The 22495-nt window shown below is 46.3% G+C and carries 21 protein-coding genes and 1 tRNA gene; 3 read left to right on the top strand and 19 right to left on the bottom strand.

Translation table 11 applies throughout. The features are described from left to right. Positions 1-11: 11 nt before the first annotated feature. Together ACTWJ7_RS24820 and nrdR are read right to left on the bottom strand one after the other, a co-directional pair. Positions 12-84 (bottom strand) — tRNA-Ala (locus ACTWJ7_RS24820). Positions 85-269: 185 nt separating this feature from the next. Further along, positions 270-737, bottom strand: a complete 468-nt coding sequence (gene nrdR / locus ACTWJ7_RS24825; RefSeq protein WP_024629154.1) for a transcriptional regulator NrdR — start codon at positions 735-737, stop codon at positions 270-272. A gap of 113 nt (positions 738-850) precedes the next feature. On the opposite strand from nrdR, the gene ACTWJ7_RS24830 reads away from it, so the two are divergent. Further along, entirely contained in the window at positions 851-1072 is a 222-nt protein-coding gene (locus ACTWJ7_RS24830; protein WP_301245550.1) for an alpha/beta-type small acid-soluble spore protein, read from the top strand. A 106-nt stretch (positions 1073-1178) separates the two neighbouring features. Here the strand turns inward: ACTWJ7_RS24830 and ACTWJ7_RS24835 are convergent, their stop codons facing one another. The 12 genes from ACTWJ7_RS24835 to ACTWJ7_RS24890 form a co-directional block, all read right to left on the bottom strand. Then, positions 1179-1742, bottom strand: a complete 564-nt coding sequence (locus ACTWJ7_RS24835; protein WP_301245548.1) for a lytic transglycosylase domain-containing protein — start codon at positions 1740-1742, stop codon at positions 1179-1181. Beyond that, positions 1739-2335: a dephospho-CoA kinase gene (coaE, locus tag ACTWJ7_RS24840; RefSeq protein WP_301879479.1), complete on the bottom strand. Its 597-nt coding sequence runs from the start codon at positions 2333-2335 to the stop codon at positions 1739-1741. Before coaE ends, ACTWJ7_RS24835 begins: the two co-directional genes overlap by 4 nt. Positions 2336-2344: 9 nt before the next feature. Beyond that, the gene (locus ACTWJ7_RS24845) at positions 2345-3112 is read right to left on the bottom strand and encodes a manganese efflux pump (protein ID WP_301879480.1); all 768 of its coding nucleotides are present in this window, start codon (positions 3110-3112) and stop codon (positions 2345-2347) included. Positions 3113-3266: 154 nt separating this feature from the next. Beyond that, entirely contained in the window at positions 3267-4097 is an 831-nt protein-coding gene (gene mutM / locus ACTWJ7_RS24850) for a DNA-formamidopyrimidine glycosylase (RefSeq protein ID WP_301879481.1), read from the bottom strand. Between the two features lie 117 nt (positions 4098-4214). Then, a complete protein-coding gene (gene polA / locus ACTWJ7_RS24855) occupies positions 4215-6869 on the bottom strand; it encodes a DNA polymerase I (protein ID WP_301879482.1) in 2655 nt (884 codons plus the stop codon). 214 nt (positions 6870-7083) lie between these two features. Beyond that, positions 7084-7743 carry a phosphate signaling complex protein PhoU gene (gene phoU, locus ACTWJ7_RS24860; RefSeq protein WP_079345909.1) on the bottom strand — a complete coding sequence of 220 codons (660 nt, stop codon included), beginning with the start codon at positions 7741-7743 and terminating at the stop codon, positions 7084-7086. A 63-nt stretch (positions 7744-7806) separates the two neighbouring features. Beyond that, a complete protein-coding gene (gene pstB, locus ACTWJ7_RS24865) occupies positions 7807-8562 on the bottom strand; it encodes a phosphate ABC transporter ATP-binding protein PstB (RefSeq protein ID WP_285074559.1) in 756 nt (251 codons plus the stop codon). Between the two features lie 217 nt (positions 8563-8779). After that, entirely contained in the window at positions 8780-9220 is a 441-nt protein-coding gene (locus ACTWJ7_RS24870) for a methyl-accepting chemotaxis protein (RefSeq protein ID WP_443145964.1), read from the bottom strand. Continuing rightward, positions 9166-9972 carry a CBS domain-containing protein gene (locus ACTWJ7_RS24875; protein WP_443145965.1) on the bottom strand — a complete coding sequence of 269 codons (807 nt, stop codon included), beginning with the start codon at positions 9970-9972 and terminating at the stop codon, positions 9166-9168. Before ACTWJ7_RS24875 ends, ACTWJ7_RS24870 begins: the two co-directional genes overlap by 55 nt. A 112-nt stretch (positions 9973-10084) precedes the next feature. Continuing rightward, positions 10085-10852, bottom strand: a complete 768-nt coding sequence (locus ACTWJ7_RS24880) for a response regulator transcription factor (protein WP_443145966.1) — start codon at positions 10850-10852, stop codon at positions 10085-10087. Between the two features lie 105 nt (positions 10853-10957). Further along, the gene (gene pnpS, locus ACTWJ7_RS24885; RefSeq protein WP_079345913.1) at positions 10958-12787 is read right to left on the bottom strand and encodes a two-component system histidine kinase PnpS; all 1830 of its coding nucleotides are present in this window, start codon (positions 12785-12787) and stop codon (positions 10958-10960) included. Positions 12788-13188: 401 nt separating this feature from the next. Then, positions 13189-14058: an SDR family oxidoreductase gene (locus ACTWJ7_RS24890; RefSeq protein WP_301879484.1), complete on the bottom strand. Its 870-nt coding sequence runs from the start codon at positions 14056-14058 to the stop codon at positions 13189-13191. Positions 14059-14493: 435 nt separating this feature from the next. Between ACTWJ7_RS24890 and ACTWJ7_RS24895 the strand changes: the two genes are divergently transcribed. Beyond that, on the top strand, positions 14494-16053 hold the full coding sequence (locus ACTWJ7_RS24895) for a histidine kinase N-terminal 7TM domain-containing diguanylate cyclase (RefSeq protein ID WP_301879485.1): 1560 nt from the start codon (positions 14494-14496) through the stop codon (positions 16051-16053). Between the two features lie 237 nt (positions 16054-16290). Here ACTWJ7_RS24895 and ACTWJ7_RS24900 read toward each other — a convergent pair whose 3' ends face one another. From ACTWJ7_RS24900 to citZ, 4 genes are all read right to left on the bottom strand, one after another. Continuing rightward, the gene (locus tag ACTWJ7_RS24900; protein ID WP_024629141.1) at positions 16291-16716 is read right to left on the bottom strand and encodes a hypothetical protein; all 426 of its coding nucleotides are present in this window, start codon (positions 16714-16716) and stop codon (positions 16291-16293) included. A 138-nt stretch (positions 16717-16854) separates the two neighbouring features. After that, on the bottom strand, positions 16855-17796 hold the full coding sequence (gene mdh / locus ACTWJ7_RS24905; protein ID WP_301879486.1) for a malate dehydrogenase: 942 nt from the start codon (positions 17794-17796) through the stop codon (positions 16855-16857). Positions 17797-17811: 15 nt separating this feature from the next. Continuing rightward, positions 17812-19104 carry an NADP-dependent isocitrate dehydrogenase gene (icd, locus tag ACTWJ7_RS24910; protein ID WP_024629139.1) on the bottom strand — a complete coding sequence of 431 codons (1293 nt, stop codon included), beginning with the start codon at positions 19102-19104 and terminating at the stop codon, positions 17812-17814. Positions 19105-19256: 152 nt separating this feature from the next. Then, on the bottom strand, positions 19257-20369 hold the full coding sequence (gene citZ, locus ACTWJ7_RS24915; protein ID WP_079345921.1) for a citrate synthase: 1113 nt from the start codon (positions 20367-20369) through the stop codon (positions 19257-19259). A 478-nt stretch (positions 20370-20847) separates the two neighbouring features. On the opposite strand from citZ, the gene ytvI reads away from it, so the two are divergent. Next, on the top strand, positions 20848-21966 hold the full coding sequence (gene ytvI, locus ACTWJ7_RS24920) for a sporulation integral membrane protein YtvI (RefSeq protein ID WP_079345923.1): 1119 nt from the start codon (positions 20848-20850) through the stop codon (positions 21964-21966). Between the two features lie 120 nt (positions 21967-22086). Here the strand turns inward: ytvI and ACTWJ7_RS24925 are convergent, their stop codons facing one another. After that, positions 22087-22488 carry an FxsA family protein gene (locus ACTWJ7_RS24925; RefSeq protein ID WP_301879487.1) on the bottom strand — a complete coding sequence of 134 codons (402 nt, stop codon included), beginning with the start codon at positions 22486-22488 and terminating at the stop codon, positions 22087-22089. Between the last annotated feature and the right edge of the window lie 7 nt (positions 22489-22495).

The following is a 22495-nucleotide window of genomic DNA, read 5'->3' on the forward strand; positions in this document are numbered from 1 at the left end:
GCTTTTAAGTATGGAGCCTAGGGGGATCGAACCCCTGACCTCATCGCTGCCAGCGATGCGCTCTCCCAGCTGAGCTAAGGCCCCAAAATATGAATGTAAACGGTTGTCCATCTCTGCTTCATTCCGCAGGCGACTCCTATATCATATAAAATACAGCTTTGGCTGTCAACAACTTTTTGTTGAATTTAAAGTGATTGGAGAAGAACATCCTTTTTACTGGAACACACGTTACGGTAACCCCAGATTGCTCTTCTCCCTTACCCGCTTCATTAATCCTCGATGTCTTCTTTGGACAAAAGAGATTTTAATTCTTTCATGAACATATTGATGTCTTTGAATTGGCGATACACCGAAGCAAAACGTACATACGCTACTTCGTCAACGGGAAACAGCTGTTCCATCAGCAGCTCACCAATCTGGCGGCTCTCCACTTCAGCGTCAGCTGTATTTCGCAGCGCCTTTTCTGTCTCGGAAACCATCATCTCCAGCGTTTCTACCGAGACCGGACGTTTCTCACAAGCCCGAATCAGACCACGTAGAATCTTGTCCCGGCTAAATTCCTCGCGACTGCCATCTTTCTTGATGACGATCAGCGGCGTTTCTTCCACCATTTCAAAAGTTGTAAATCGACGGCTACATTGCTCACACTCACGACGACGACGAATCGATTTCGATTCATTGGCCGGCCTTGAATCAAGCACCTTGGTGCCCAGATAGGCGCAATAAGGACATTTCAATTCAGATCACTTCCCATGTTTTACTTTTACCACAAATTCCCTGTAATCATTAGTTATGAAAATCGTATTGGCGACACATAATACTTTTACCAACCGCGAGGAGGTGAACAGCAATGGCACAAAGCAATGGTAACTCCAACAACCTGGTGGTAACTAAAGCTACCGCAGCTCTCGAGCAAATGAAATATGAAGTTGCTCAAGAACTCGGAATCAGCATTCCACAAGACGGATACCAAGGTAACATGACTTCTTACGAGAACGGTTCGATCGGTGGATACATCACGAAGCGTCTGGTAACAATTGCAGAACAGCAATTGGCTGGTCAATACCAATAATATCTGCATCGTAATACGTTAACACAGAGGAGCATGGAGCGGCCGGTGAATAACCGGTCTGCTCGGTGCTTCTACTTATTTTGGACCATGTCCAGAATGTCTTCTCTTAGAACGTATTATAGATCTTTACATATTGATTATAATAATAAATGACGCGTTGTACATAGTGCCGGGTCTCGCCAAACGGAATATCTTTGACCGTCTCAAACGAGCCGTCCCAAACACCATCCCTCAGCCATGAGTTTACTTTGCCCGGACCAGCATTGTACGCAGCAATCATAGCCGTTTCATTTCCGTCAAATTGATCTGACAGATTGCGTAGATACCAGGTACCCAACTGGATATTTCTTTCAGGCTCGTGCTTTAATTCTTCCAATGAGGTGCCCGGAATTTTGGCTTGCTCCATAATCCAGTTCGCGGTGTCGGGCATAAGCTGCATCAGCCCAATAGCCCCTCTCTTGGATTCTTTGCTTGTCTTAAAATTGGTTTCCACCTTGATGATGGAGGCTATCAGAAACGGATCGACCTCATAACTCTGAGACTGTGCACGAATCTCTTCCTTATAATGAATCGGATAGAACCATGACATCCAGTTCGTATTCAGGAACAGCACCAATACAAAAGACACAAACATCAACAACAATACCCGTTTTTTACGCAGCAATCTCATAATAGACCTTTACGATGCAAAAATGAAATAATTTGCTGCTCCGTCTCTGACCACAAGCCGCTGTTATCAATAACCACGTCAGCACGCTGCTTCTTATCTTCAATGTCCATCTGCACGTTAATACGGGCATCTGCTTGTTCCACTGTCATTGCATCCCGGCTCATCAGTCGTTCCCGCTGCACGGACCTAGGGACATATACAACCATCACTTCTTCAAAGCCCTCTTCCAGCCCTGACTCGTACAACAACGGAATATCCGATACGACAAGCTTGTCCGCATGTTCAAGCTCGTACATCGCAGCACGTTCGCGCATCTCCTTGCGGATTGCAGGATGTGTAATTGCCTCCAGCGCTTTGCGTTCCTCTGGATCCTGAAACACAATACTGCCCAACTTTTTCCGATCCAGTGTTCCGTCCTCATTCAATATGGCTTGTCCGAACCGCTGAACAGCCGCAGCCAGAACGGGATGCCCGGGCATCATGACTTCCCGGGCAATAACATCTGCATCAATGAGCAACGCTCCCTTACTGGCGAGAAAGGCGGAAACACTACTTTTGCCTGTCGCGATCCCGCCGGTTAAGCCAATATTCATTATTTCACCTCACAACAACTTCATTATTCCCATAATCATTAATAAAAGCGCAGGTAGCACGGATAATCTTCGCATCCAACTCAGTGCAGCAAAGCGCAACCCAACCCTCATGCCCAATGACAGAAATACCCCGCTAAACAACGCAATAACTAGTGCAGTCCACAAGGTCGGGAATCCCAATAAGGCGGCCCCCAATCCTGCGCCGAAAGCATCCAGAGAAAGAGCAATGCCAAGCCACATCGCTTCTTGAACGGATATACTTCCCGAATTGTCCATATCCGCCTTTGAGGGGCTACGCAGAATCTGAATGACTACCCCCAGCTTCCGCAGCTCAAGTGTAAAGACCATTCGTTCCAGAGATCCTCCAGAAGCCGATTGCTCAAGCTCAAGTGCAAGCACCTGATTTCTGCCTTTCGACTGAACTTCTTGTGAGGATTGCGCACCACTTCGAATTGTTCCTGCTCCCTCACGCAATCCGTTGTCCGTTTCCAGCTGTTCCTTGCCTCGTTTTCGAATAAGTTGCAGCAACGACCATGCGCCAATACCAATCAGAATAACCGCTCCAACAATTGAAGCCGCATCCGGAGATACCACATGGGACAGAAATACACCTACTTGCATGGATAACGCAATAACCAGACCCGAACAGATGGAAATGACGACAATGGATAACAGCGGAATTTTAGTCCTCCGCAGTCCATATGTAATCCCAACTCCAAAACCATCTAAACTAAGCGCCAAAGCAAGCGCCAGTAATGAAATAAAATGATGCAGCACCCCGGATTCCTCCCCTGTGCGGAACTCGTTCCAACCGGCGGCTGCCAGTATGGGTATACGCCCGCTTATTTCTGCCATATCAGTATATGGAAGGAGGAGTCCAAGGGTGCTACAATTTAACGATTTCGTTCATACTGCCAAACCCATCACCGATTTAGAGCAGCGGTTGACACTTCGGACAATAATGCGTGCCCCTGCCGCCTACTACGCTCTTCTCGATTAATGTGCCACAAGTTGCACAAGGTTCAGATTTGCGTCCATATATTTTCAACTGATGCTGGAACATTCCCATCTCGCCCTGCCCATTCACATAGGACTTAATGGAGGACCCACCTGCATCCACCGCATTCTGCAGCGTAGCTACGATCGCTTCATGCAGCACGGTTAGCTGCGCTTCTGTCAATGTCTTGGCAATGGTCTCTGGATGAATGCCTGCGCGGAACAAAGCCTCGTCCACATAGATATTCCCGATGCCGACCACATATGCCTGATTTAACAACACGGCCTTAATTTTGGTTGTCCGTTTGCCAACAGCATCACGGAATGCAGCCAAAGTAAACGCGGGATCAAGCGGCTCCAGCCCTAATTTTAACAAAGGTTTGGATACCAGTTCCTCCCCTGCATTGAAGAGATGCATTGTACCGAATTGACGCACATCCTTATACCGTAGTTCTGTTCCATCGGTAAAGTGAAAGATGACATGGGTATGCTTCTCCACTTCCTCATGCTGTTGGTATACCCCGTACCTTCCTTCCATCCGCAGATGGGAGACAAGCACCAGCCCGTCCAGCAAAATACGCAAAAACTTGCCTCTGCGCTCCACACCGATCACGGTATGTCCCGCAAGTTCCATTGCAAATGCATCTATGTCGTCCGGCCGCTGAATAATCCGCGGCAAGCTAACGGTAACTGAGTCAATGGTCTTGCCAACAATAAGTTGATTCAATGTTCTTCTGACTGTTTCGACTTCCGGTAATTCCGGCATGTTGTTCTCACCTCCCCTACATTATAACGGAAGATGGCGTTCAGCGGGACCCCTTCTTGTGTCGAAAACAGCTGAAAAACAGATTGTAAAATAACGGAAAACACGCTTGAGGATCCATTATTTAGCCTCGTACCAGTTTTCCCCGTAGCTGACTTCCGCTTTCAGCGGCACAGACAGCTCCAATGCTTTTTCCATCACTGAAGGAACCAATTCTTTCATCAGTTCCAGCTCATCCGCAGGCACTTCGAATACAAGCTCATCGTGCACCTGAAGCAGCATACGGCTCTTCAGCTTGCGTTCACGCAGCGCTTCATCCATCTGTACCATGGCAAGCTTGATGATATCTGCCGCAGTTCCCTGAATCGGCGTATTCATCGCTGTCCGTTCCGCAAAGGAACGCAGGTTAAAGTTGCTTGCATTGATTTCTGGCAGATAACGACGACGTTCCAGCAGCGTTTTGACATAACCATCCTGACGCGCTTCCTTCACAATATCGTCCATGTATCGGCGCACACCCTGAAACACTTCAAAGTATTGATCAATGAACTGTGCCGCCTCCTTACGCGTGATGTGCAGGTTCTGCGAGAGGCCGTAATCACTGATGCCGTATACAATCCCGAAGTTAACCGCCTTTGCAGAACGTCGCATGTCTCCATCTACCTCTTCTGGCTTCACACCAAACACATCGGAGGCCGTCTTCGTATGGATATCCATGTCCTGGACAAAAGCTTCCTTCAGCCGCTCATCATCTGAAATATGGGCGAGTACGCGCAGTTCAATCTGCGAATAGTCTGCTGCCAGGATAGACCAGCCCGGTTCAGAAGGAACAAACACCTTCCTGATTTTACGTCCTTCCTCCATACGAATTGGAATGTTCTGCAAGTTCGGGAACTGGCTGCTCAGACGTCCGGTAGCTGCAATCGTCTGCCGGTAGTACGTATGCACTTTGCCATCCTTCTCTGAAATCTCTTTGAGCAGTCCTTCTACATATGTGGATTGCAGCTTGGCAAGTTGACGATATTGCAGAATGTGCTTGACCACATCGTTATAAGGAGCCAGCTTCTCCAATACTTCGGCGTCTGTAGAGTATCCTGTCTTTGTTTTCTTCACCACAGGCAGACCGAGTTTATCGAATAAAATCTCACCCAATTGCTTCGGTGAATTCAGATTGAATTCCGTACCGGAAAGCTTGTAGATTTCCGCCATCAACCTGCTTATATTTTCTTCGAACTCACTGCCCAAAGCCTGCAAATCTGCCGTATTAGCCTTAATGCCCTGTTTCTCCATATCAGCAAGAATACGTGACAAAGGCATCTCCAGGTCATGGAAGAGTGCGTTCATCTCATTGCACTCCAGCGCCTGCTCCTGGAGTGGAATAATCGCTGCTACTGCGGCTGCTTTACGACACAGAAAATCTCCGAGTATATCTGCCTCAGGCACCCTGTATTTTGCACCTTTGCCCATAACCGTATCATCCTCAACAAGGGAAGGCAGACCATACTTCGTAGTCAGGCCGCTAATTGTCTGATTCGATTCGGTTGGATCAAGCAAATAGGCAGCCAGCTGCACATCAAAGGACGCTCCTGCAAACTCAATCCCATGCGCATGCAGCGCCAGGTCAACACGATGCAGATCATATCCTCGCTTGGGTTGTTCTGCATTACCGAGCCATTCTCGTACTGGAGCTGCTGCTTCAGACTGAAGCAGCTCGGGAGACAGGAATGTATAGGTTCCGGCTGAACCTACAGCAAGTCCAATCAGTTTTGCCTGATGCGGGTTATCGCCATGTGTCTCCACATGCAGCACATCAATGGATCCGAGTGAGCCGAACAGATCACTAATCGTTTCTTCTGTTGCAATGGACGATTCCACCGCAGCAGCTGGTACGGCTTCCTGTTCAGAAGCTACACTTCCACGGAAAGACAGACGTTCAAGCAAAGACTTGAATTCGAGCTTGGCCAAAGCCGGGCCTGCCAGTTCCTCTTTTAATCCAGCGAACTGCATATCTTCCCACGTTTGCTCCAATGGAACTTCACGGTGAATCGTGGCAAGCTGCTTGCTCATACGGGCATCTTCGGCATGTGCCTCAATCTTTTCTTTCATTTTACCCTTCAGCTCACCTGTGCCGTTAAGAACTTCCTCGACCGAGCCGAACTGGTGCAGCAGTTTCAAAGCCGTCTTCTCTCCGACACCAGGAATGCCCGGGATATTGTCAGACGTATCGCCCATCAGGCCTTTGAGATCAATAATTTGAAGTGGAGTCAGACCATAGCGCTCCTTAATCTGAGCAGGATCGTACAACTCAATTTCAGTGACCCCTTTACGTGTAAGCCCGATATTCACATGTTCAGACGCGAGCTGCAACATATCTTTGTCACCCGACACAACGAGAACCTGTCTTCCCGCTTCATCTGCCCGTTTTGTTAATGTTCCGATAATGTCATCGGCTTCAAATCCTGCAAGCTCAAACTGGGCAATACCAAAGCCTTGAAGCAGCTCTTTCAGGAGTGGAAATTGCTCTGACAACTCCGGTGGTGTTTTCTCCCGGCCACCCTTATATTCCTGGTAACCTTCATGTCGGAACGTGACTTTACCTGCATCAAATGCCACCATCACATGTGTCGGTTTATGTTCTTCCAGTAACCGCAGTAACATCGTCGTAAAACCATATACCGCATTGGTGTGCAAACCTTTCGAGTTAGTTAGCGGCGGCATTGCAAAAAACGCCCTGTAAATAATGCTATTACCATCTATGAGAATAAACTTGTCCATTCCAGCACCTCGCGTATCGTATCGTCAATCCTTCAATTACATCTACTCTCATGATACCATACACACCAGTTACAACAAAAAAATCAGTCGATTTTTTTGTCATCATCTGACCTGCAGAAAAAGGAACCCCCTCCACAGACAGCCTGTTTACAGGCCACCCAAGAGAAAGTCCCTTTATTCCGTACGAATTACCCAATTTCACTAATACAGTTACCTATTGATTCAAATCAGGGCGTTTTCCTGTTACCAGATACACCGTGCTCTCACCAATGTTTGTTGCGTGGTCACCAATCCGTTCGATGTAACGCCCTACCATCATCAAGAGCATCGCTTGGGAAGCCTTGTTCGGATGGTCTGACATGAACGAGTAAAGGTCACTGATCATATGACTGTACAATTGATCAACCTGATCGTCAGTTTGAGCCATTTTGTAAGCCAGATCCGTATTTTCTTTCAGGAAGGATTCAATAGATTCATCAACCATGGCTTTTACGATTTCCGCCATTCTTGGAATATCCACTAGCGGTTTAATCAACTGCTGCCCATCCATGCGAAGGGTCACTTTCGCTACATCGAGTGCAAGGTCACCCATACGCTCCAGGTCACTTGAGATTTTGAATGCAACAATAATACGTCGCAGATCCTTCGCTACCGGCTGTTGTGTAATGATGAGTTTGGAACCCAGTTCCATAATCTTGTCTTCCAGGGCATTCAGATTCGCATCGTTCTTGATGATGACCTGAGCTTTCTCGGCATCCATCGTCTGCAAACTTTCAATGGCACCATCCAGCGCCGTTCCTACATGCTCACCCATTTGCCGAAGCAGTGTGCGCAGTTCCTCAAGCTCTTGATCAAATTCTTTTCTGCGAATCATAGATTCCATGTCCTCCTTATCCATCATCTCCGGACACACCGGGATCGTTCGAACTCAGCTCGCTTAGCCGAACCGTCCGGATATATAATCCTCGGTTCTGGAATCCTGTGGTGTGGAGAACAATGTTTCTGTTTCAGCCGCCTCCACCACTTCCCCATTCAGGAAAAATACAGTACGACCCGATACCCGCGCAGCCTGATGCATGTTATGGGTTACCATTACAATTGTGTATTTGTGGTGCAATTCCTTCACCAGTTCCTCAATTTTAAGTGTCGAGATCGGATCAAGTGCAGACGTTGCTTCATCCATCAGCAGGACGTCAGGCTGAACAGCCAGGGCACGTGCAATACAGAGCCGCTGCTGTTGTCCGCCAGAGAGACTGAGTGCCGATTTTTTGAGTACATCCTTTACTTCGTCCCACAGTGCAGCATGGACCAGACTCTGCTCAACCAAACGATCCAGTTCTGCTTTTTGTGTCACCCCATGAAGTCGCGGCCCATAGGCTACGTTATCGTAGATGGATTTTGGAAAAGGGTTAGGCTGCTGAAACACCATTCCGACCCGCTTGCGCAGCGTCTCGACTTCAATCTCATTGCCATAAATGTCGGAACCGTCCAGCATAACTTGTCCTTCCACACGTACGCCTGGAATCATGTCATTCATCCGATTCAATGTACGAAGCAAGGTGGATTTGCCGCAACCCGATGGACCGATAAACGCGGTAACCGTCTTCTCCGGCAGGTCCATTGATATATTTTTAAGCGCGTGATGCGTATCATAGTATAAATTAAGTCCTTCAATGTGAATGAGGTCTTTCATGGATGTTCACTTCTCCTTCGCGGCAGGGACAACCAGATTCCCTTACGTAAACCGATGCCAATAATTAAACTTGGCTCCGGCCATCTATAATATCCTACCCTCTCATTGTAAAAACAGTATCACTTTCATGTTAACGGAATGTAAAAAGAGACATCTTTCACACTCATGACCCCCTTATCTGATCATTGCGTATGAACGATGCCTATCCTGCCTTCAATTAATCATCCGCTTGGACCATATTCTCCAGTCTCTCCCGAATATGCTCTGCCAATTCCCCAGCCGTCTTGCCTTCCATGGCAATATTTTCTGCAATATGAGACATGCCTGCTACAGCCGTGTTCAGCTGTTTGAATGCAGCCCCTCCATCGTTTACATGAACGGAGCTGCTGTTAATCTCTGCCGTGCTTGCTCTCACCAATTCTACAGTCTGTCTGGTTAGCCCGCCGATATCCTCCAGCAAAGAAGACATATTTCCCGCAACCTCACGGGTTTGCTTGGCAAGTGCGCGAATCTCCCCAGCGACGACCTGAAACCCCCGTCCGTACTCCCCAGCATGTGCTGCTTCAATGGAAGCATTCATGGCAAGCAGCCCACTCTGGTCTGCTAATGAACGAATGGAACTTGCCATCCCGGAACCCATATCGATGGAACGCAGCATGTCATCAGCGTGCTTCTGCTGACCATCAATATGCTGATATACACGGTTATATGAAGCATCAACCTGACTAAGACTGCTGGCACCCTGCTGGGACAACTGCATGATCTGTTCTGCTTCTTCCCCGCTTTTCGAGCAGCTTGAACCAGTCTGGTAACGGAATCGTTGATTCTTGTTATTTCCTGTCTGCTCTGTGTAATAATATGTACACGTTCTTCCGAGGCCACGTGCTGCAGCTTACGGGAAAGGGACATGACATCCCTCATCGTCAGCACACCCAGCAATTGATCTTCTTCCGTAACGATCAAACAATCATAGAAATTTTGCTCGCTACGGGTCAAAGCAATGTCAATTATCGCGGTGGCTTCTGCATGCACATCGACAATGACAGGAGAAGAGTTCGCTGCATTCACAACCGGCTTCCGGTAGAAAAGATCTGCTGCAAATCGTCCATTCAGCATCCGGTATAACGTCTCTCGCATCAACAGTCCTAATGGGTGCATTTGATCATCACATAATACAATACAAGGGTACTCCTGATCCTGATTCAACAGGCTTGCCGCTTCCCCACAGGTCGTATGAACGCCAACTACCGGAACTTGGCGGCAATAGTCCCGTAATGAAATGACAATGTCTTTGGTATCCATAACTCCATCTTCATCTTTTTGTTCAGTAATGTCCGTTATGGCTTGTTCTTGTTGCGTATATAACATTTCTTTGGGCTGGTCGGGCTTCACTTCGAGCAACATGGGCATAAATGCGCAATCTCCTTTACGTATGAGCTCCGTCCTGAGATGGAATATATAGGTACAAAGTATCACTCAGACAGCTTCATCCTACTCCCTATACGTAAAGGAAAATAGTTCTTTATGTTAACGGAATGTAAAATAAAACTCCCCAATCATTGTTAACTCGAATGATGGGGAGTTTTTCTTTTACAACCAATTTATAACCTACACCGCGAATCGAATCAATGTGAACCGACTCCGGGTCCAGCTCCAGCTTTTTCCGCAATGAACTGACGTGAACGTCCACCGTGCGCTGTCCTCCGATATAATCGAAGCCCCAGACCGCATTCATCAGATCATCCCGTGTAAGCACAACACCTGGTTTCTTGGCCAGATAAAGCAGAACCTCGAACTCCTTGGGACGCAGACTGATGGATTGTCCACCCAGCGTAACCTCGTACTTCAAAGGATAAATCTCAAGCTCTCCCAGAATAATGCGTGAACCGTCTTTATCCTCTGGCTGAGGCAAATCCTCACCATTCGAATAACGTCTTAACACCGCATCTACTCGAGCCAGCAATTCGGATACACCAAAGGGCTTGGTAATATAATCATCGGCACCTGATTTTAAGCCTTGCACCACTTCGGCTTCACCGTTCTTGGCTGTGAGAATAATGACCGGTGTACTGACACCCTGAATTCGTAGCTTGTTCAGGATATCCAGACCATTCATTCCAGGAAGCATCAGATCCAGCAGAATCAGATCAAAATCCTGGGACAAGGCCCGATCATAACCTGAAGATCCGTGATCCTCAGCAATAACATCATAGCCCTCTTGTGTCAGGTTGTACGTAAGCAATCTTGATAATGTTGGTTCATCTTCAATAACGAGCAAACGCTGCGCCATGGTACCCCTTCTCTCCTTGTAGGTTGTCTGTTGCCACAACACTTTCTTTATCATAGCACCTAATTGTTAACTGTGTGTAAAACAGTATATTCCTTTTACAAGCTGCTATATTTCTTCATCCTGAATTAATGGAAGGATAACACGAAACGTCGTTCCCATGCCAAGTTCACTCTCTACAGCCAGTTGGCCATGATGTAATTCAACCAGATGCTTCACAATCGAAAGTCCAAGTCCAGTTCCTCCCGAATTACGGGATCTGCCCTTGTCCACCCGATAGAAGCGTTCAAAAATCCGTGGCAAATCTTTTTTCGGGATACCGATTCCTGTGTCAGACACTGCAAAGACAACTTGTTCTTCGTCCTCCTTACGTTCAACCGACACTTGCAATTTTACCCTACCACCCTCTGGTGTATAGTTAATGCCGTTGGATAACAAATTAATAAAGATCTGCTTCATTTTATCCTCATCAGCTTCAATATACAATTCTTCAGGAACATTCATCTCCAGACGAATATCTTTCTTCTCCGCCACCTTAGACAGGGTACCCAGGACCATCTCGAAGAACGAATGCACATGCACAGGTGAACACTGCAGCGGAGCCCGTTTGGATTCAATTTTGGATAACTCCAGTATATCACCGATTAATCGGTTCAGTCTGTCACCTTCATCATATATGATCTGCAGGAATGAACGTTCCGTCTCTTTGTCCTGTACCCCGCCGCTAAGAAGCGTTTCGGCAAACCCTTTGACCGCAGCCACAGGCGTCTTGAGTTCATGAGATACGTTCGCTACAAACTCACTGCGCATCGATTCAAGCCTGCGGATCGCCGTTACATCCTGCAGGAGGAAGAGCATCCCCCGATAAGCGCCATCATCTTCAGACATCGGTACCCCATCAATGCGAATCAATTTTTCAACCGGATTGAACACACTCACTTCTTCATGCATCGGTTCTCGCAGTGCAACACTCTCTTCAACGGTTCGCGTCAGCTCATAATGCCGCTTTAATTCAACATATGGCTTGCCAGTAACGCGCTCTGCCTGAATGCCAAGCATACGCTCCGCTTCCCGATTGACCAGGGCAATAGATTGACCTGCATCAATCATGATAATGCCGCCTGTCATGTTGGCAAGGACACTTTCCAGCAGCGCTTCATTATCCCTGATCGTCTTCAACTGCATCTGAAGGCTGTCTGCCATTCCATTAATGGCAAGCCCAAGTTGACCAATCTCATCATTGCGGGTTACGTTCACCCTCGCATCATAGTCCAGCTTGGTAATTCGGTGAGCCACCTTCGTAATATGCTCAATCGGTGATGTCAGCCCCCGCGCAACCCGGTAACTGACAAGAGCCACAATCAGGAACAGAAGTCCCAGGGTGAAAAACATTAAAATCCAGCCCTGCTGAAGTCCTTGATCTACAGCTTCAAGACTCATGGATAAACGAATATATCCGTCAAATTTCCCGCTAGGTAACTCAATCATGTCACTTTGATCTGAATTCACAGGAAGCGCCACATACAGCATATCCTGCCCCAATGTTTCGCTGAAACGAATCGATTGACCATAGCTTTGCCCAACCGCTTCTTTAATCTCCTGACGGTCCAAGTGGTTGTCCATGGACTTCGGATCGCTCTCCGAGTCGCCAATCACCGTTCCGTCTTTATTAATAAAGGTTACCCGTGAATCCGTCAGTCGATCCAGTTCCACAGCACGTTCTGAGTAATATTTCTGTGTCTCTGCATTTGTCGGATCGGTTGCATCATGGAACGGGAACGTTGCTTTCAGCAAATTGATCTCACGCACCATCGTTTTCTCCAGTGCAGTGATGTGAGTAGTTTTAAAAACTCTGCCCATCGTATAACCAGCCACAATGACGGAAATACCGATCAGCACCATCATGATGATGGCAAGGCGAATTCGGAAAGGTCTCATCTATCTCTTCCTTTGTTGTAAAATTAATAATCAACATATCCTAACGCTTCGTGTTTCATTTTGGACGCGATGCCAACCATCGCACTGCCCACCCATTTATAGTGTGCCGCATTTGTTTGCTAATCTTCATATGAGCGCCTCCGAAGCTTACTTGTTCGGTCTATATCATATCACAGATAGCATGAAGATCCTGCCATTTTTGATAAGGAGCTAATCGGCGAGTTGTTATAGGGCTATCTCCACGCAAGACTATAGATAAAATATCATGGTTGTATCAACGCCGATACCGACTTTTGTAAATATGATCAAAATCATCTCATTTCAATATATGCGCATAAAAAAGACGTACCGACCAGTCTTCCTGGACGATACGCCTTCATTTCGAACATTTCGTTGATCAATTATCCATTCACCACTTCGCCGCCATTGACGTGCATAACCTGACCGCTCACGTAGGAAGAATCATCAGAAGCGAGATACACGTAAGCTGGAGCCAGTTCATCCGGTTGTCCGGGACGTTTCATTGGTTGAGTAGCACCGAATTCGCTCACCTTTTTCTCATCAAAGGTGGATGGAATGAGCGGGGTCCAAATAGGTCCTGGAGCAACGGCATTCACACGGATTCCCTTCTCCACAACGTTCATCGACAAGGAGCGCGTAAATGATGTGATTGCTCCTTTGGTAGATGAGTAATCAATCAACGTCGGATTTCCGCGATATGCGGTAATTGAAGTCGTATTAATGATGGTACTGCCTTTTTTGAGATGTGGCAGGGCAGCTTGTGTAATGTAAAACATACCGAAGATATTGGTACGGAACGTGCGCTCCAACTGTTCTGGTGTAATATCCTCCAACTGCTGCTGTGGATGCTGCTCGGCTGCATTATTCACCACAATATCCAGCTTGCCCAGTTGATCCACCGTCTGCTGCACTGTGCTCTTGGCAAAAGTATTGTCACCAATGTCCCCGGCAATGAGTATACATTTACGTCCTTCCTGTTCGACCTGACTCTTTGTTTCCTCAGCATCCTCATGCTCACTCAGGTACACGATCGCTACATCCGCGCCTTCCTTTGCATATGTAACGGCAACAGCACGTCCAATTCCACTGTCTCCACCCGTGATCAATGCAACCTTATCCAACAGCTTTCCGGCTGCTTTATATTGAGGTTTCTCAAACTCTGGTTTGGGGTGCATCTCCGATTCGATACCGGGGCGCTGATCCTGATGTTGAGCAGGCATCGTCTTTTGGTTTTGTGTTTCGGTTGACATTTGGTATTTCTCCTCTCAAAATGGATTGTCTGATCTTGTCTCATTCTGTAGGATGGCATGAACAGTACAGATTATTCCTTCTTCCAACGGTTCATCCTCCAAAGTCGCTGTATTTCGTCTTCGATATTTACTTACCACACCCTTTTGGAGGTCAAACAGAAAAATCCCATCATGATCTGATCGCTTATTTCATCCTCTTGCAGACATCCTGCCATTGAGGAAAGCCGTAATGATTGACCCTATCTTGCCAAACATTCGAAATTTTTTCGAAATTGAGACTGTTTCAGCATCCAAATTGGTATCCTATGCCGTATAGGCTGATGTACAATGTACAGTATACAGATAAGCTTTCAACTACATTTATCAAGGTTAACTGAGGCTGTTCTATATCCCCACAGAGCAAACATTCTGATCTAATATGGAGACACCTAACCCATGGAATCGCACATTAATTCTTATATAACACTTGTAGCAACATCAGCAGTGCTGAATGTTTTTCTGTGTTTATATACTTATGTTAGAAGAGCAGAGATCCCAAGTTCGAAAATATTCATACTCTATACAGCAGCTCTGTCTGTGTACACCTTCGGATACGCGATTGAACTCACCAGCAATACTCTGGAGCAGATGAAGTTCTGGACGACCGTAGAGTATATCGGCATGCCTTTCTCCGCCTCGCTTGGGCTGCTGCTCATGAAACAGTACACGGGTAGAACAGTATCCAAAAAAGGGACTGCGGCGCTGTTTGTAATTCCTTCCATTACCTTGTTCATGGTGGCAACCAATGATTATCATCATTTATTCTATACAAAAGTGTGGCTAAGAGAAGACAGCTCTGTCCCCCTAATGGAAATTGCCATAGGTCAATGGTACGTAGTTCATGGTGCATTTACCTTTTCCTGTCTATTATGCGCCTGCCTTATTCTCATCAGACAATGGAGACATACCAAAAAGATGTACCGTCGTCAGCTACTCACACTAATCACCTCACAAGTTATTCCCATGGTAGCGGCCTTCGTATATTTGCTTGGTTTGACACCAGGTGGAATGGACCCCGTTCCGGTTCTAATGTGCATAACATCTGCAATGTATATATGGGCTATTCTATCCTCACGTCTTCTAACCATCGTACCTATTGCCAAGGATAGTATCTTTGAAAGCATGCGTGAAGGTGTTATCGTGCTGGATAGCTCCAATCGTCTCGTCGATTACAACAAATCTCTACGTGATATGCTGCCTGAGCTTGATTTGAGTATGGTGGGTCAATATTTGAACGATATTTGGTTATCTCTTGCGGGAGAGACTTTTCCGGTGGAATATGGCCGGGAAGGCCTGCAAACCGATTTGTACTGGCAGTTAAATGGGGAGACCGTCTGTTACCAGGTCAGAACATCATATGTGTATAACAAAGAGGGACAAGCCGTTGGTACTCTGATTATGCTGATTGATATTACTGAACAGCGTTTCCTGCAAGAACAGCTGAAGCAGCTGGCTTACTTCGATGGCCTCACCAAAATATATAACCGTACACAGTTCCTGCTTCGAGGACGAGAGATACTGAGTGAAGCCCAGCTTACTCTGCGGCCTGCGGCCTTTATTTTATTTGACATTGATCATTTCAAACGAATTAATGACACCTATGGACATGACGTTGGCGATCAGGCCATCATTCACGTAGTCTCTGTATGTAATCGTTATCTGAACCCGGAGATGCTGTTTGCACGTTATGGAGGAGAAGAGTTTGTCATCGCTGTTCCCCATGCATCCCTTCAAGATGGTGAGCAGCTCGCCGAGAAATTACGCGTGGCCTTGTTGAATGACCCGCTGGAGGTACAGGGAACTCGTATTCCACTGACTTCAAGCTTCGGGGTGGCCCAATATAATGGAGGGTCCGATTCTCTGGAATCCCTGCTGCGCGATGCCGACACGGCCCTGTATGAGTCCAAACGAAACGGGCGAAATACCGTATTTGCCCACGCTGTGAGCCTGGGGTAAAAAATGTAGAACTTAACTGAGTGAGTCATATATACCGTAGATTCATCACTATCACTTTGCTGATTATCAGACATTTCTCCAGCCGAGCGAACAAAAATAGACAGCCTCATAGGCTGTCTATTTCAATACGTTTCAATACCTTACTTTCTAATTCGGCTTGTCCAGCGTTATGAAGTGCAAACGCTTTAAGTTCAGCAAGAAGTTCAGCAAGCAATTAAAATTCGTTCGCAGCTGTTCTTAGATAACCTGATTGTTAACCATCAGATACACCATAATGAGCAGGAAGATGGCAAGCAATGTGCTGAACGTACGAATCTTGCTTTGCTCTGCACTAACGTCACGTTTGCTTTTTACAGCCTCTGCTGCCAAACGAAGCGGTTTACCCATGATCCCACCAATGGCTGCAATCGCGAGCAGCAAAACGACAACTACGCCCATCCACAGATAGGAATACTCACCTTTGGTCATCAAGTAACCGCCCGTAAGAAGTTGAATCACCAGTCCATACTGAGCAATACGATTCAATGAACGGAGTGATGCAAATGCTCCTTCCTGGGCCGCTGTACTCAGGGTACGGATTTTGCCAACCACGAAAGGCAAGACCAGATAGAATCCCATCGCCAGTGCTCCAATAATATGAAGCAAATACATAATCATTGTCAAAATGTCCATCCTCCTCAAAATTTCAGTTCAGTGTGTTATACATCACATCTCATTATACTGGGGAACTTATCCAAAGAAAAGAAAACCTCCGGATGATCCGAAGGTTTTCTGTGTATTCCTGTCAAAAAGTATTCAAACTTACAGGTTTACTACTGAAATGACGTTTCGAACGGAATCAGCAGATTTGTCGAGTCCTGCTTTTTCTTCAGCAGTCAGTTCCAGTTCAAAGATTTTTTCAATTCCCTTACCACCCAGAATGGTTGGCACGCCAAGGAACAAATCATTGTAGCCATATTCCCCTTCGAGGTAAGCAATAACCGGAATAATTCGTTTTTTGTCTTTTAAAATGGCTTCGGTCATTTGCACCAAAGAAGCTGCCGGTGCATAATATGCGCTGCCGTTTCCAAGCAGGTTTACGATCTCACCGCCGCCAACACGTGTGCGTTGTACGATGGATTCGATGCGATCTGCCGGGATGAGGGTGTCGATTGGAATACCACCAACGCTGGAATAACGAACGAGTGGTACCATATCGTCTCCGTGGCCGCCAAGAACGAATCCACGGACATCTTCAACCGATACATTCAGCTCTTGTGCAATGAATGTGCAATAACGTGCAGTATCCAGAACACCGGACTGACCGATTACGCGGTTTTTAGGGAAACCAAGCGTCTGATAAGCCGCATATGTCATTGCATCTACCGGGTTGCTTAGAATAATGACGATGGAATCAGGGCAATATTTTTTCACATTTTCACAAACAGACTTCACGATACCTGCATTCGTGTTGACCAGATCATCACGGCTCATACCCGGTTTACGGGCAATACCTGCCGTAATAATAACAATCTCCGAACCTGCAGTATCCTCGTAGTTGGAAGTACCAACGATATTGCTGTCGAAGCCCTGAACAGGACTCGCTTCCATCATATCGAGCGCTTTACCTTTCGTCGGGTTTTCCAATTGAGGAATATCAACCAGAACAACATCCCCGAGTTCTTTTTGGGCAAGCATCAAAGCCGTTGTAGCTCCGGTAAATCCGGCGCCGACTACTGTGATTTTTTTGCGCTGAATAGTCACGATTCACATCTCCCCTTACAGGTTTTTAATGATTTGATCAGCAAATTCAGAACATTTCACTTCAGTAGCGCCGTCCATCAGACGTGCAAAGTCATAAGTAACTGTTTTGTTGTTGATGGATGTTTCCATACCTTTGTAGATCAGGTTAGCCGCTTCTTGCCATCCCAAGTGCTCAAGCAACATAACGCCGGACAGGATAACGGAACCAGGGTTCACGACATCTTTGTCAGCATACTTAGGTGCAGTACCGTGAGTAGCTTCGAAGATAGCATGTCCTGTTACATAGTTGATGTTCGCTCCTGGAGCGATACCAATTCCGCCAACTTGTGCAGCCAGTGCATCGGACAGATAGTCACCGTTCAGGTTCAACGTTGCGATAACATCGAATTCGCCTGGACGAGTCAATACTTGTTGCAGAGCGATATCGGCAATCGCATCTTTCACGATGATTTTGCCAGCATCTTCAGCTGCTTTTTGAGCAGCATTTGCTGCATCTGTGCCGTCTTTTTCCTTGATGACATCGTATTGTGCCCAAGTGAACACTTTGTCAGCGAACTCTTCTTCAGCAACTTCATAACCCCAGTTTTTGAAGGCACCTTCAGTAAATTTCATGATATTGCCTTTGTGTACCAAAGTAACGCTCTTACGGTTGTGATCGATGGCATACTGCACTGCTGCACGTACCAAACGTTTGGAACCTTCAGAGGAAACTGGCTTGATACCAATACCGGAAGTTTCAGGGAAACGGATTTTGTTTGCACCCATCTCCTGTTGCAGGAACTGGATCACTTTTTTCACTTCTTCGGAACCTTCTGCATATTCAATACCAGCGTAGATATCTTCTGTATTTTCACGGAAAATGACCATGTCTACCAGTTCAGGACGTTTAACCGGAGAAGGTACACCATCGAAGTAACGGACAGGACGCAGGCATGTGTACAGATCCAGTTCTTGACGAAGTGCGACGTTCAGGGAACGAATTCCGCCACCGATTGGCGTAGTCAACGGTCCTTTGATGGCTACGATATACTCGCGAATGGCTTCAAGCGTGTCGTTTGGCAGCCACTCCCCGTATGTATCGAATGCTTTCTCGCCAGCAAACACTTCATACCATGCGATCTTTTTGCTGCCGTCATATGCTTTTTCAACAGCTGCATCCAATACGCGCTTGGAAGCTTTCCAGATGTCACGGCCTGTACCGTCACCTTCGATGAATGGAATGATTGGGTTATTAGGTACTTGAAGTGTACCGTTATCAATTTGAATTTTTTCGCCTTCAGTTGGATGAGCAAATTTTTCTAATTTCATTCGTATAATTCCTCCTTGAGATTCGTATGTGCAGTATGATAACACACCGCTTGTCTTAATTGGAGGAAGGGTTATGAACATGCGGCCCGTTTTTAGCCGACAGGTTTCAACCCTTCACCCCATCCTTGTTTATTATACTGGTTTTGACAGCATTAGCGAAGTTCAATCGAAACGTACTTCTGATCTGTTGGACCTGTGTACTCGGCACGCGGGCGAATAATACGGTTATCCGCGAGTTGCTCCAGAATATGAGCAGTCCAGCCTGATACCCTGCTAATCGCAAAGATCGGTGTAAACAGTACCTCTTCAATACCCAATTGGGTATATACGGAAGCTGAATAGAAATCTACATTTGGCTTCAAGCCTTTTTGTCCTGTCACCAGCTCTTCGATCTTCACTGACATATCATACAAGCGTGTATCGTTGTTCATTTCGCCCAGTTCCTTGGACATCTTTTGCAGATGTTTGGCACGTGGGTCTCCATTTTTGTATACACGGTGTCCGAATCCCATGATCTTCTCACGGTTGTTCAGTTTTTCCTGAATTGCCGCTTCGAGACGTTCAGGCGTACCAATCTCAATCAGCATTTTCATAACGGCTTCGTTAGCACCGCCATGCAATGGCCCCTTCAATGCACCAATCGCTGAAGTTACACCTGAATAGATGTCAGAAAGCGTAGCTACAGTTACACGCGCAGCAAATGTAGATGCATTCAATTCGTGATCAGCATGCAGAACAAGCGCCTGATCAAGAGCTTTAACAGCGGTCTCGGTCGGTTGTTCTCCAGTCATCATATATAAAAAGTTTTCTGCGATGGAAGCGCCTTCTTTTGGAGCCACAGGTTCCTTGCCCTGACGGATACGAGCTATGGCTGCCACAATAGTTGGCAATTGCGCTTGCAGCTTAACCGCTTTGTTCTCATTCGCTTCCGCTGTCATCTCGTCAGCCTGCTCATCATAGAGAGCCAATGCGGATACTGCGGAACGCAGTGCTGCCATGGTACTCATGTTTTTCGGATACAATTGGATTTGTGCAATCAACTCGCTCGGAATCGGCGCGTAATCGCTCAGGCTTTTGCGAAGGGATTTCAGTTCATCCGTAGTTGGCAATTTACCAAACCACAGCAAATAGGCAACTTCTTCAAAGCTTGCATGTTCAGCCAGATCGTCAATATCGTAACCACGGTATGTTAGCACACCGTCTACAATGGAGCTGATCGAAGAGGTTGTTGCAACGATGCCTTCCAGACCTTTGGTAGCTGTCATATTACATCTCTCCTTTAATAAACGAAATCAAGAACCCATCCAGAGTGTCATCTACGTGCCTCAAACGCACTCGTCCTTCTTTTGTAACCATTTACATTTTAAAATTAATAAATACCTCAATACCGGTTTTCATCTCTGTCAATCGGTATTTCCTTCTCTCATCATACTGGATTTTGTCGTTTATGTGAACATGATGCGGGGTCATCCGCACATCAAACTTCTTTATCAGACCGATAAAGCATTTTTGAAAACCTTTACAAAAACAAGGTTGACATTTTATTCTTTTTATATAAATCCATGCTATTAATCAAGTTTCTATTGCTATATTTTGTGAACATCAGGCATACTCTAGGCAAAAGAAAAGATATAAACCGACGACATCCTGGCGTTTCAAATCACTGGTTTTGCTCTATATTAACTAGATAGCTTCCTGTGCTTCCTTCATGGGTGCTTGAAATGGAATAAGGAGAGTTGATGCTTGGATAGAATCATAATGAAACGCCTGCTGCGCGGCATATGGGTGATTATCGCGGCCATTCTCATTGCCGTGGCCATATATTTGCTGTTCCCGCTGTTATATCCTTTTGCCATTGCTTGGATTATTGCTTATGCGATGAACCCTCTGGTGAAGTTACTTCAATACAAGGCCCGATTCCCTCGCTGGCTGGCAGTGACCTTGTCACTAATCATTTATTTCGGGGCCATTGTAGTCGTATTGTCCGCAGCTGTAACCCGTATGGTGAAAGAAGTCATTTCACTAACGACGAGCTTCGACCTTCATGTCGATGAGATTAAGGCTACGTTTGTCCGCTGGACCCAGAATGACACGATTCAGAGTTTAATTGGGCAGATCAATGAATTTTACAAGGAAAATCCCAACTATCAGGAGACCATTAACAGCAATATTAGCAAAACAACCGAAACGGTAGGTACAGCTGTAACGGATCTGGTCACCGGATTCTTCAACATGATCCTGAACCTGCTCACTTCCCTTCCCAATATGGGAGCAGTACTTATTGTTGTTCTATTGTCAGCTTTCTTTATCAGCAAAAGTTGGAACAGACATAGCATTACCGTATCGGGCTGGGTGCCCTCTTCCGTTCGCAAGCCGATTAGCGACATATGGAATGATCTGAAAAAAGCACTGTTTGGTTATGCACGGGCCCAGTTGATCATGATCTCCATCACCGCATTATTTGTCATGATCGGATTGCTTGTGCTACAGGTTAAGTCTGCTTTCACGATCGCTTTGCTTATCGGTCTGGTGGATCTGCTTCCTTATCTCGGTGTTGGCCTGGTGATGGTTCCCTGGGCGGCATATCTGCTTATGAATGGTGACTTGTATCTAGGGATAGGCATCAGCATTGTATATCTTATTGTGCTGATTGCCCGCCAAATCATTGAACCCAAAGTTCTTGCCAGCAGCGTCGGCCTGGACCCTCTCGCCACATTGGTTGGCATGTTTGTCGGACTGAAGCTGTTCGGTGTACTCGGTTTGATCATTGGCCCTGTCAGTCTTGTCATCCTTGATGCATTCAATCGAGCGAATGTATTCCGGGATCTCCGAACATACATTATTAATGGACGTGTCCGATGAATTCATTATTTCCATTTTTTGTAATCCATCCGCATATAATCAAGATACAAAAAAGGCACCGCTCATCAGACTGAATCTGGTGGTGGGTGCCTTTCTTTAACTGTTTTTTTCTGGTATAGCCTATTGTTTCGGACCGCGATAAAACTTAATACTTCCGTTTCTCATTTTTTTCTCCAGCCATCCCAGGAAGAACAGACGATACACTGAACGTGTTATGGGAAACAACAGCGTAAATCCGATCAGATCTGTAATAAATCCGGGAATCAGCAGCAGGAAACCACCGACAAATATAAAAAGGCCATCTACCATTTTTCGTCCGGGCACCTTACCGCGCTCCATCTCGGATTTGGCATCGATAAGTACTTTTCGTCCTTCAAACTGCAACATTGCTATACCGATCAAGGACGTGAGAATCATAAGAAGCAATGTCTTTCCGGCTCCAATCCAGTCACTCATAAGAATGAAACCAAACAGTTCACTCACCGGAATGATTAAGAGCAAGGCCCACATCCATCTTCGCATTTACGTA

Source organism: Paenibacillus sp. 1A_MP2 (assembly GCF_052244825.1).
Classification (GTDB): Bacteria; Bacillota; Bacilli; order Paenibacillales; family Paenibacillaceae; genus Paenibacillus; species Paenibacillus vandeheii.